9 protein-coding genes and 1 tRNA gene are annotated in these 11,536 nt (G+C 60.4%); 3 read left to right on the top strand and 7 right to left on the bottom strand.

Annotated features, from left to right (window positions below; genetic code table 11):
* Window positions 1-97: 97 nt before the first annotated feature.
* From ISX93_RS00305 to rpsU, 5 genes are all read right to left on the bottom strand, one after another.
* Window positions 98-174: transfer RNA gene (locus ISX93_RS00305), tRNA-Ile, on the bottom strand.
* A gap of 16 nt (window positions 175-190) precedes the next feature.
* On the bottom strand, window positions 191-3,913 hold the full coding sequence (locus ISX93_RS00300) for a PAS domain S-box protein (protein WP_195777171.1): 3,723 nt from the start codon (window positions 3,911-3,913) through the stop codon (window positions 191-193).
* Between the two features lie 97 nt (window positions 3,914-4,010).
* Window positions 4,011-5,846: an RNA polymerase sigma factor RpoD gene (gene rpoD, locus ISX93_RS00295; protein ID WP_195776697.1), complete on the bottom strand. Its 1,836-nt coding sequence runs from the start codon at window positions 5,844-5,846 to the stop codon at window positions 4,011-4,013.
* Between the two features lie 65 nt (window positions 5,847-5,911).
* Window positions 5,912-7,798, bottom strand: coding sequence for a DNA primase (dnaG, locus tag ISX93_RS00290; protein ID WP_195776696.1), 1,887 nt, complete (start codon window positions 7,796-7,798; stop codon window positions 5,912-5,914).
* 163 nt (window positions 7,799-7,961) lie between these two features.
* Entirely contained in the window at window positions 7,962-8,177 is a 216-nt protein-coding gene (gene rpsU / locus ISX93_RS00285; RefSeq protein WP_090192604.1) for a 30S ribosomal protein S21, read from the bottom strand.
* A gap of 196 nt (window positions 8,178-8,373) precedes the next feature.
* Between rpsU and tsaD the strand changes: the two genes are divergently transcribed.
* Window positions 8,374-9,399 carry a tRNA (adenosine(37)-N6)-threonylcarbamoyltransferase complex transferase subunit TsaD gene (gene tsaD, locus ISX93_RS00280; RefSeq protein ID WP_195777170.1) on the top strand — a complete coding sequence of 342 codons (1,026 nt, stop codon included), beginning with the start codon at window positions 8,374-8,376 and terminating at the stop codon, window positions 9,397-9,399.
* 13 nt (window positions 9,400-9,412) lie between these two features.
* On the opposite strand, the gene plsY is transcribed toward tsaD, so the two are convergent.
* Window positions 9,413-9,982: a glycerol-3-phosphate 1-O-acyltransferase PlsY gene (gene plsY, locus ISX93_RS00275; protein ID WP_195776695.1), complete on the bottom strand. Its 570-nt coding sequence runs from the start codon at window positions 9,980-9,982 to the stop codon at window positions 9,413-9,415.
* A 178-nt stretch (window positions 9,983-10,160) separates the two neighbouring features.
* Between plsY and folB the strand changes: the two genes are divergently transcribed.
* Both folB and folK read left to right on the top strand, forming a co-directional pair.
* A complete protein-coding gene (gene folB / locus ISX93_RS00270) occupies window positions 10,161-10,514 on the top strand; it encodes a dihydroneopterin aldolase (protein ID WP_195776694.1) in 354 nt (117 codons plus the stop codon).
* On the top strand, window positions 10,505-11,062 hold the full coding sequence (gene folK / locus ISX93_RS00265) for a 2-amino-4-hydroxy-6-hydroxymethyldihydropteridine diphosphokinase (RefSeq protein ID WP_195776693.1): 558 nt from the start codon (window positions 10,505-10,507) through the stop codon (window positions 11,060-11,062). The genes folB and folK overlap by 10 nt, the downstream gene beginning before the upstream one ends.
* 29 nt (window positions 11,063-11,091) lie before the next feature.
* Here folK and ISX93_RS00260 read toward each other — a convergent pair whose 3' ends face one another.
* Window positions 11,092-11,421 carry a hypothetical protein gene (locus tag ISX93_RS00260; RefSeq protein ID WP_195776692.1) on the bottom strand — a complete coding sequence of 110 codons (330 nt, stop codon included), beginning with the start codon at window positions 11,419-11,421 and terminating at the stop codon, window positions 11,092-11,094.
* Between the last annotated feature and the right edge of the window lie 115 nt (window positions 11,422-11,536).

Raw genomic sequence — 11,536 nt, 5'->3', positions numbered from 1 at the left:
CGTTGGCAGCAATGACCGACATGCGTGGCAGTCGAGGATATGGCGCAGTCACAAACGAAAAGACCAGCACACGGGCTGGTCGGGGGCGGTGCTTTGGTGGTGGGCCCACACGGACTCGAACCGTGGACCAAAGGATTATGAGTCCTCTGCTCTAACCAACTGAGCTATGGGCCCCCAGAAAGCCGGCGGATTATACCGGTGGGGGTTGGGTGGCGCCAAGCTCGGCTGTTGCGGAGAGAAAGCTTGCTGCAAACGCTTCAGCGGATAGCGGTGCACGGATCAGCGGGCCTTGCAGTTGGTGGCAGCCTTCGCGGGCCAGGAACGCCTCTTGCTCCAGGGTTTCCACGCCTTCGGCGGTGACCTTAAGGTTCATGCTGCTGGCCAGGGCAATGATGGCGCGGACGGTAGCGGCCGCGTAGGGAAAGTCGGGCAGATTGCTTATGAATGACTGATCGATCTTCAGTTCGTCCAGCGGCAAGCTTTTCAAGTAGCTCAGCGATGCGTGGCCGGTACCGAAATCCGCAATCGCGAGCCCCAGTCCGCGCGCCTTGAGCGCGCACAACAGGCCCTGCAGGTCGTCCGGCGGATTCGTGAGGAGGCCTTCAGCGATTTCCAGTTGCAGGCTTGCGGGAGACAAATTGCACTCATTCAGCCGCCGTGCAACAAGCTCCGTCAGTTGCGGGTAGTGCAGCATGGTGCTGGACAGGGTGATCGACAACGCTCCGAATTCCGCGAACTGCATCTTCCAGCGGCCCAACTGCTGGCAGCACTGCTGCAACATCCATTCGTCGATAGACACAGCCAGGCCGCACTCTTCAGCCAGGGGGATGAAGCGCTCCGGGGGCACATCCCCATAGCGTGGATGGTTCCAGCAGATCAGCACCTCTGCGCCAACCAGTTGGTGCTCAAGTAGCGTCACTTTGGGCTGGTAGCGCAGTTGCAGTTCGTTACGCTCCAGCGCGAACCGGAGCTCCTGTTTCAGGCTCACACGTTCGCTGGCTTCATGGCTCAGGCTGTGGCTGTAGAATTCGATGCGATTGCGCCCGCGCGATTTTGAGCGGTACATGGCGGCATCGGCATTTCTGACAATGCTGGCTACATCCGCACCATCATCCGGATACAAGCTGATACCGATGCTGGCGCGCGCAAAGAACTCATGCCCTTCGATATGGAACGGAGCCTGCAGGTGGGCCAGCAGCTTGGTCGCAATCTGCTCGGCGTCCTGCTGGTGGTTGAGGCCGGGTAGCAGAATGATGAACTCATCGCCGCCCAGGCGCGCTACCGTATCAATGTCGCGTACCTGTTCCAGCAGGCGTCGGGCAATATCCTTGAGCAGCAGATCGCCGACCGGGTGGCCGAGACTGTCATTGATGTGCTTGAAGTGGTCCAGGTCGATGAACAGCACGGCACCATGCCGAACATCGCTGTGCGCCTCATCCAGAGCATCTTGCAGGCGTTTTTCGAACAACAGGCGATTCGGCAATCCGGTGAGTGGGTCATGGTGAACTTGGTGGTCAAGTCTGGCCTGGGTCTGCTTGAGCGCGCTTATGTCGGCGAAGACGCAGACGAAAGTGCGGATTTCGTCGCTGCTGTCCCGTACGGCATTGATGGTCAGCCAGCAGGGGAAGAGTTCCCCGTTCTTGCGCCGATTGCATATTTCACCCTGCCAGTGTCCTTCACTGGCAAGGCTGTGCCACATGCCGACAAAAAAAGCGCTGTCATGCTGACCAGACGCCAGCACTCGCGGGGTCAGGCCGAGTACTTCGGCTTCGCTGTAACCGGTGATGGTGGTGAACGCCTTGTTGACGGCAGTAATGCGCTGCTCCAGGTCGGTAATCAGCACGCCTTCCGCGGTGCTTTCGAAGACCGTGGCGGCCTGGCGCAGTTTTTCTTCCATGCGGGTGCTTTCGCTGACATCGCGCGCGATCGCCAACATGCACTGAACCCCGTTGATGCTCAGGCGTTGGGCGGAAATCTCGCAGAGATGCTGTTGGCCATCGCGGTTGCGGATCAGCGCCTTGTATGCCTGGACGCTGCCGCAGGCGCGCACCTGCTGGATCAGCCAGTTGCGGGAAGCCGGGTCGACCCAGAGGTTGAGCGAGGCGGTCGACTGCCCTGCGGTCTCCGCTGTGCTGTAACCGGTGATGCGGCTGAAACCATCGTTCACATCCAGCAGCAGTCCGTCACTCATGCGTGTCAACAGCACGCCATCGGGTGATGCGCGGAACGCCTTGGCGAATTTTTCTTCGGAGAGTGCCAGCTTTTGCTGAGCGTCTTTCAGGCGGCTGATATCGCGCACAATTCCAATAATTGCCGGCGTCTTGCCGAACTTGATCATTTGCGCAGACAACAGGCCATAAAATCGTTCGCCGTTGCGCCGTATAAAGGGGAGTTCAAGGTTGTGCTGCGGGGCGGCCTGCACGCGCGCAATCAAATCGGCGCCAATTCCGTCGATACCCCAGAGGCCTATCTCGGTGGGGGTCTTGCCGAGAACCTCGTTGGCAGCGAAGCCGATTTGCTGTTCGAACGCCTGGTTGATGGCGATGATGCGGCCGTCTGCCTGTCGGGTGATGACCATGATGTCCGGACAATTGTTGAAGACTGACGCAAATTTCTGTTCGGATTGTCGTAATGCCTGCTCCGCTTGCCTCGACTCGCTCATGTCGATCAGCAGGCCACGCAAGACCTGCCGTGGGCCATCCTCGCCCTGCGTGGCGATGCAGCGTACCCAGAGCGTGCGGCCATCGGCGCTCAGCAGCCTCAGGTGGAATGGCCGGCCCCTGCGCGCGCTGAGAGGTGCAAGGCTTTGCTGCTTGTCGGTGGCAGGGAGCAGGCTTTGCCAGAATCCAGGCTTGAGCCAGTCTTCCAGGGGGTAACCGAAGAGTTCTTCGGCATGCGGCGAGACGTAAGTGAAGCGCTCCTCTGCCGGCAGCATTTCCCAGGTCACGACGTCCAGCGTTTCCACAAGGTCGCGAAAATGCTGCTCGCTGAGCTGCAGGCCGTGTTGCAGGTCCTGACTGCGCTTGAGGCTCGCGCGCAGGCGGCTGTTGCCCAGATACAGGGCCAGCACAGCGCCAGCCAGGAGTAATAGGACGGGCAGGCCAAACAGCAGCTTATTATCCCAGGCTTTTGCATAGCTCGTGTCCATGCCAACCCAGCGCTCTTGCAAGCCAGTGACTTCCTGTGGCGTCAGCTCTGCCAGCAGGCGGTCAAGAATGCCAACAAGGATCGGCTGGTCACGTGGTGCGGCCATCGACAACTGATAGCGATATGGGGTCTGCCCATTGATACGCAGTCCGCTGATTTTACTTTGCCGCATGCTCCAGGTGCTGGAGGCGAGGTCGCCAATCATCACATCAACTTCACCGGTGGCCAGTGCCTGAAGGGCTGCAAAGGTGCTTGGCAGCGGGTGAAGGTTAAGCTCCGGGTGCTGGTTCTTGAGAATCTCGTGGGGTGCGTAGTCCTTGACGACGCCGACAGTCAGGCCGGGAAGGTCATCGATGCTGCTGGGCTGCGGCCCGTCTTTGCGCACCAGTATGACGATGGGGAAGTCCAGGTAGGGGGCGGTAAACGTCAGGTACCGGTGGCGTTCCGGGGTGGCCATAACGGCCGAAAGAAGCTGCACTTCGCCGGTTCTGGCCATGCCCAGCACGGCACTCCAGTCGCGCGCCTCGACTGGTTTGATATCAACGCCCAGGCGCTTTTCAATCAGGCTTATGTAGTCTGCGGTGAGGCCGTGATAGTGCTTCTGCTCATCGCGAAATTCGAAGGGTGGCCAGTTTTCATCAATGCCAAGGCTGATTTCGGGGTGCGCGGCCAGCCAGTCGCGCTCCTCGGTGCTTAGCGTGAGACCGGATGCCGGGAGGGAAAGCAGTGCCAGACACAGGAGCAAGACAGTCGGCAATCGCAACATGAGACAGGCCAGTGCGGAGAGTGCTTCTGAAGTGTAGTCGGGCATTACCGTTGTGACGGCGCAAAAGAAAACCCCCGGTCTGGCCGGGGGTTCAGGATCACTCGTCGAGGAAGGAGCGCAGATGCTCACTTCTTGAAGGGTGGCGCAGTTTGCGCAGCGCCTTGGCTTCAATCTGCCGGATCCGCTCACGGGTGACATCGAATTGCTTGCCAACTTCCTCGAGGGTGTGGTCGGTATTCATGTCGATGCCGAAGCGCATGCGCAGAACCTTGGCTTCACGAGCAGTGAGGCCGGCCAGTACTTCGCGGGTGGCTTCCTTGAGGCTCTCAACCGTGGCGACATCGATCGGCGATTGCATGGTCGAGTCTTCGATGAAGTCGCCCAGGTGCGAGTCTTCGTCATCGCCGATCGGGGTTTCCATGGAGATCGGTTCTTTGGCGATCTTCAATACCTTGCGGATCTTGTCCTCGGGCATTTCCATGCGCTCGCCGAGCTCTTCCGGGGTCGGCTCACGGCCCATCTCCTGGAGCATCTGGCGCGAGATCCGGTTGAGCTTGTTGATCGTCTCGATCATGTGCACCGGGATGCGGATGGTGCGCGCCTGATCGGCGATCGAGCGGGTGATCGCCTGGCGAATCCACCAGGTCGCATAGGTCGAGAACTTGTAGCCGCGACGGTATTCGAACTTGTCCACCGCTTTCATCAGGCCGATGTTGCCTTCCTGGATCAGGTCGAGGAACTGCAGGCCGCGGTTGGTGTACTTCTTGGCGATGGAGATAACCAGGCGCAGGTTGGCCTCGACCATCTCTTTCTTGGCGCGCCGGGCCTTGGCTTCGCCGATCGACATGCGCCGGTTGACGTCCTTGATCTCGGCGATGGTCAGGCCGCATTCCTGTTCAAGGCTGATCAGTTGCTGCTGGCAACGCAGCACATCGTCTTTCAGGTCGCGCAGGGCGGCAGCGTGCTTGGTCTTGCCTTTGGAAAGTTTGACCACCCACTCTTCATTGGTTTCGTTGCCCGGGAACAGGCGCAGGAAATCGGCGCGCGGCATGCGCGCATCTCGCACGCACAACTGCATGATCGCGCGTTCCTGGCTGCGGATGTTCGCTTGGGAAGCGCGTACATGGGTAACCAGCGCTTCGAACTGCTTGGGTACCAGCTTGATGCGCATGAACAGGTCGGCCAGTTCTTGCAGGGCAGCAATACCCTGCTTGCTGTCACGGCCATACTTCTTCAGGGCTTTCTTGGCTTTTACCAGCTGCGCGGAAACCTCGCTAAAGCGCCGCAGGGCTTCTTCCGGATCCGGCCCGCCATCGCCCTCCTCTTCTTCCTCGGCCTCGGCTTCTTCGCCTTCCTTGACTTCAGCTGTTTCGCTGGCCAGTTCGACGGGCTCGACTTCGGCTTCCGGAATGCTGCCGTCATCGGGGTCGATATAGCCGCTGAGTACTTCGGAGAGACGACCGCCCTCGGTGGTGACGCGCTGGTATTCGGCAAGGATGCCGTCGACGGTGCCCGGGAAGTGCGCAATCGCACTCATGACTTCCCGAATGCCCTCCTCGATACGCTTGGCGATTTCGATCTCGCCCTCGCGGGTCAGCAGTTCCACGGTGCCCATTTCCCGCATGTACATGCGCACGGGGTCGGTGGTCCGGCCTATGTCCGACTCTACTGCGGCGAGTGCCGCAGCGGCTTCTTCGGCGGCAGCTTCGTCAGTGTCGGCATCGGCCAGCATGAGGGCGTCGGCATCCGGCGCGGTCTCGTGCACGGGGATACCCATGTCGTTGATCATGCGGATGATGTCTTCCACCTGCTCCGGATCAGAAATATCTTCCGGCAGATGGTCGTTGACCTCTGCGTAAGTCAGATACTTCTGCTCACGACCAAGCGCGATCAACTCTTTGATACGAGACTGCTGTTGCGTTTTTCCGGACATAAAACCCTATCCATTGAAGGTTTGGCGGGCTGAAGACAGCTGAGCATTATAGCCGAGCTATGGCCTTATACGCCAGACGAGGTCGGATTAACGGGAGATGTTTCCCGGCTCAACAGACCGCGCAGCTGGGCTTTCTCTTCGGCACTCAACTCGTTTTGACGTGCTTTTTGTAGCAAATGTTCCAGTGCGCGCTCGCGCTGGCGTGCGGACAGGCTGGTTATGGTGTCGAAAAACTGCTGTTCAAGGTTGTCGGCATCGATAAGCCACTCCTTTTCGGCCAGTGCGCGCAGTAGACGACCCTGTTCGGTGCCGTGCCAGCGGGCCATCAGCTGCAGGGCGGATTGCTTTGGATTCTTTTGCAGTGCTTCCAGCAGGGCGACCAGCAACTGCGCATAGGTGTCACCTTCTGCGGCGAAATGGCTGGCGTTTTCCACCTGGCTGGCCAGGTTCGGTCTTTGCAGCAATGTGCGCAATGCGGTCAGGGTTGGCGGCTCGACGGCGGACTTGCCGGCTTGCTTGCGGTCCGGGCTATTGTTGCGCAGCTTTTCTGCAGTATTGCGGCGACCAGGTTCTTCGTATCCTGCGCTTTCCGGGAAGCCGGGGCTCGCATCGTAATAGCTGGCGTAATCGTCACCAGGATTTGCCGATGGTGCTGATTGCGTTGTGCCGTATTCGGTTTGCAGGCCGGTGATCTCGCGCAGTCTTTGATGCATCAGGGCCTTGAGGTTTGGGCCGGGGATTTTTTCGATCAGCGGTGCGGCGAGAGTTGCCAGGTGGGCCTTGCCTTCCAGTGAGCTGGGGTCGGCCTCCTGCATGAGTTGCTGGAAAAAATAGTCGGCCAGGGGCTGTGACTGTTGCTGCAGGCGGGCACGGAAGACCTCGGTTCCTTCGGCACGGACCAGGCTGTCCGGGTCTTCTCCTTCAGGCAGGAACAGAAAGCGCGCCCGGCGCCCATCCTGCAGGCTTGGCAGCGTTGCTTCGAGTGCGCGCCAGGCGGCTTTGCGGCCGGCTGGATCGCCGTCGAAGCAGAACAGGATATTGGGCACCAGGCGGAACAGGCGCTTTACATGCTCCTCGCTGGTTGCCGTTCCGAGCGTGGCAACGGCGTTCCGCAGCCCCTGCTGGGCCAGGGCGATGACGTCCATATAGCCTTCGACGACCATGATCTCGTCGAGCTGGCGATTGTGCTTGCGCGCTTCAAACAGCCCGTAGAGCTCCTGCCCCTTGTGAAACACCGGGGTTTCCGGGGAGTTCAGGTATTTCGGCTTGTCGTCGCCCAGCACGCGCCCGCCAAAGGCGATCACCCGGCCGCGGCTGTCCCGGATGGGGAACATGATGCGATCACGGAAGCGGTCATAGCGCTTGCCGGTGTCTGGGTTTTCGATCAGCAGGCCGGCGTCGATCATGGTTTTCTGCTGCAGGTCGTCACCGCCCAGGTGTTTCAGCAGGTTGTCCCAGCCGGGGGGGGCAAAGCCGAGGCCGAAGTCTCTGGCGATTTCCCCGGACAGGCCGCGGCCTTTCAGGTAGTCGACTGCCGCCTTGCGCGCGGGGTGGCTTCTCAGGGTTTGCCGGTAGAACTCGGTTGCGGCGTCAAGCAGCGCATACAGCGGGGAGTCGGTGGGTGGTCTGGGCTTGTGGTCGCGGCCGCCTTCTTCTCGCGGCACTTCCATGCCGGCGCGCTTGGCCAGCTCCTCGACCGCCTGGGGAAAGTCCAGGTGGTCGTGATCCATGATAAATCCCAGCGCGTTGCCGCCAGCGCCGCAACCAAAGCAGTAGTAGAACTGCTTGTCCGGGCTGACGCTGAAAGAGGGGGTTTTCTCGTTATGAAACGGGCAGCGGGCGCTGTAGTTCTTGCCGGTTTTTTTCAGCTGGATGCGCGAGGCAACCACTTCGACAATATCGGAGCGGTTGAGCAGGTCATCGATGAAGGATTGCGGTATAAGTCCGGCCATAGGAAATTCAGGGTAGTGCCGAAACGGTGCGCGGGACAGTTGGCGACCAAACAAAAAATCTCCGCGAGCACGCCGGTAGGCGAGGCGGAGTCATGCCTGATGCAAATGCAAAGCCCGGCAAAAGCCGGGCTTGCGGAGACGCGTCAGTTGCCGGACTGAAAACTCAGTACAGGCGCTCACGACGGCGCTGTTCGCGCTGCACTTTCTTGGCGTGGCGTTTGACAGCGGCGGCTGCCTTGCGCTTGCGCTCAGTGGTGGGCTTCTCGTAAAACTCGCGGCTGCGGACTTCGGCCAGAACACCGGCCTTTTCGCAGGAGCGCTTGAAGCGACGCAGAGCTACGTCGAATGGTTCGTTCTCTTTAAGTTTGACGGCGGGCATCCAAGTCGTACCTTCGCTGATATCCGAATGGCCGACGCATTCCGGCAAGTGGCACGGGGCGTCGGATTTCAAGGGCTGCGGATATTAACCCCTTGCGGAGGCGAATGCAAAGGTTCTGATGGAAAAGAACTGGTCGCCTGCCACCTGCCCGCATATCATGCGCCTCTTCATTCATTCTGTCGGGGCTTGCAAGTCCATGCGTGTGCTGGGGCTGGAAACTTCCTGCGATGAAACCGGTGTAGCCCTGTATGACAGCGAGCAAGGCCTGCTGGCCGATGCCCTGTTCAGCCAGATTGATCTGCATCGCGTGTACGGCGGGGTGGTGCCCGAACTGGCATCGCGGGATCACGTCAAGCGCATGCTGCCGCTGATCCGGCAGGTGCTGGCGGATGCCGGATGTACTGCCAGCGACATCGACGGCATCGCTTACACCGCCGGCCCGGGGTTGGTCGGGGCGCTGCTGGTTGGTGCATCGTGCGCCCAGGCACTGTCATTTGCCTGGGGTATTCCGGCAGTTGGCGTGCACCATATGGAAGGTCATTTGCTGGCACCGATGCTGGAGGAGCAGCCACCGGAGTTTCCGTTCGTCGCCTTGCTGGTGTCCGGCGGTCATACCCAGCTGGTTCGCGTGGACGGTATCGGCCGTTACGAGCTGCTCGGCGAGTCACTGGACGATGCGGCTGGCGAGGCGTTCGACAAGACGGCGAAACTGATCGGGCTGGACTATCCGGGTGGACCGGAAATCGCGCGCCTGGCGTCCAGCGGCAAGCCCGGGCGGTTCGTTTTCCCGCGGCCCATGACCGATCGTCCGGGGCTGGACTTCAGCTTTAGCGGCTTGAAAACCTTTGCCTTGAATACCTGGCAGGCCTGCAAGGCGGCAGACGATGAGGGACAGCAGACGCGCTGCGATATTTCCCTGGCTTTTCAGCAGGCCGTTGTTGCGACCCTGGCCATCAAATGCAAGCGGGCGCTCAAGCACACTGGCCTGAAGCGCCTGGTAATCGCCGGTGGCGTGAGCGCCAATCTGGCCTTGCGAGAGGCGCTGGAAAGCATGGCTGGCGAGATTCGTGGTCAGGTGTTCTATGCACGACCGCGCTTTTGTACCGATAACGGCGCCATGATCGCCTATGCGGGCTGCCAGCGCCTGCTGGCGGGCCAGCACGAAGGCCCCGCGATCACGGTACATGCGCGCTGGCCCATGGAAAGTTTGCCGGCGCTATGAGTTCCGGGCGAGCTTAGAAGTGTCGCTCGCGGCCATCCAGCAGATCACGCAGGTTTCGCCGGTGGCGCCAGACTATCAGTGCGGTCAGGGCACTCATCGGTAGCAGGGCTTCCGGTTGTTGCCAAGCCAGCAGCGGCAGTGTCAGCGGGGTTGAGATAAGTGATGCCAGTGAGCTGGTCCGGGTCAGGATAAAGGTCAGGGCCCAGCTGGCGATGGCCAGTAAAGCTGCAGGAGGGTAGAGTCCCAGCAGCATGCCGGCGGCAGTGGCGACACCCTTGCCACCGCGGAAGTTGAAATACAGGGGATACAGGTGCCCGCAGACTGCCGCCAGGCCGATCCATGCCTGCTCTTGTGTGTCCAGCCCCATGATGGAGGCGAAGAACACCGGTAGCAGGCCTTTGAGCAAGTCGCCGAGCAGGGTAAGGAAGCCGAGTTTTTTTCCGGCAACGCGCAGCATGTTGGTTGCGCCCGGATTGCCTGAGCCCTGCGCGCGCGGGTCTGCCGTGGCAAACAAATGGCTCAGAAGGATCGCGAAGGATAGTGAACCCAGCAGGTAGGCGAGCAACACCAGTAGCCAGAACATAAGTGGCAATCCGGGGCGAAAGAGCCCCGATTCTAGCTGTCGATGAGGCCAAGGCGTTATTTTTTACCGCACAGAAGTGTGAGGCAGGTTTTCCAGGGTGTGGCAAGAGTGACTGTTTGCTGACCAGGCAATATTTCCTGCGGTGTACTGTGCCGTCGTGTTTGAGCAGGGGCTGTTAGTGGATACGGTATTTATTGAAGGGCTTGAAGTCGATACGGTGATTGGTGCCTATGACTGGGAGCGGGAGATCCGCCAGTGCCTGCGCCTGGATCTGCAAATGGGCTGGGATATCGCTCTGCCCGCGCGCAACGATGAGTTGGCGGCTGCGCTGGACTACGCAGCGGTCTGCCGGCGAGTCGAGGGTTTCGCCACAGCAGCCAGCTTCACTCTGGTGGAGACTTTTGCCGAGCGTCTTGCAGAAGTATTGCTGCAGGAGTTTGGAATGCCCTGGCTGCGCCTCCGGGTAACCAAGCCGGGTGCGGTAGCCGCCGCCAGCGCGGTAGGTGTGGAGATCGAGCGCGGATGTCGTTGACCCCGGTTTTTCTCGGACTTGGCAGTAATATCGAGCGCGAGGCCCACCTGCTTGCCGGTCTTGAGGCGCTGGCGGCATTACTGCCTGGCCTGCGCTGCTCGCCGGTGTTCGAGAGCGCGGCGGTCGGTATCAAGAGCGGGCCGTTCTTCAATCTGGTGGTTATGGCGCAGACCGACCTGTCACTGGCCGAACTGGACCATCAGCTAAAGCGCATTGAAGCGGAAAATGGCCGCTACGCAGCGCAGCGCAAAGGTCTGCCGCTGGATATCGATATCCTGCTGTATGGCAGCCAGGTGGGGGTCTTCGAGGGCTTGCTGCTGCCGCGCGAGGAAATCCTGCGCAACGCCTTTGTGCTCTGGCCGCTGGCATTACTGGAGCCTGAGGGAATGCATCCGGGCGTTGGCCGCAGTTTTGCGGAGTTGTGGCGCACGGCGCAGATTGAGCAGCACTTATGCCCGGTTCCCTTCGCCTGGCGTGGCCGGGAACTGACTCCTGCAACGCTCCTGCAGTCGTGTGCGACACCCGCAAATGCAAAAAAGCCTGACTAGTCAGGCTTTTTTGCTGGTGCAGCCTGGACTCAGGCCGCTTGTTTGCCACGCAGGTTGGCGATGTAGCTGCGTACCTGGCCGCTGGCGCTCTTGATGCTGTTGCGAACTTCCACGAGGGCCATGCCCATGTGGATATCGAACAGGACCCAAGGAACCAGGTTGGCCGGGACATCGGCGGTGGCCTTGTCTTCAATCAGACGGATCATGAAGCCTTCGGCCGTACGCTTGTACTCGGGGTGGCTGTCATCACCGAGCTCGCTGATGGCTGCTGCGCGGGCTTCGTCCCAGAGCGCAACTACTGCTTCGTCAGTCAGGCCGGAAGAGGTAGCCAGAATATGCAGGTTGGTTGGTGCACGCATGATGTTTCTCCTTGCCCCTGAAATGGTTTGGTGGGGCTGTGGAGAAAGCATAGGTTTGTTGCCCGCAGCAAACGATCACCCGCATCGGGTGGGTATGGGTGGGGTATGGGTGGGG

It is taken from the genome of Pseudomonas sp. N040 (assembly GCF_015637705.1).
Taxonomy (GTDB): domain Bacteria; phylum Pseudomonadota; class Gammaproteobacteria; order Pseudomonadales; family Pseudomonadaceae; genus Aquipseudomonas.
Note: the sequence above shows the minus strand (reverse complement) of the source record. Positions and strands in the feature narration are given on the sequence as shown.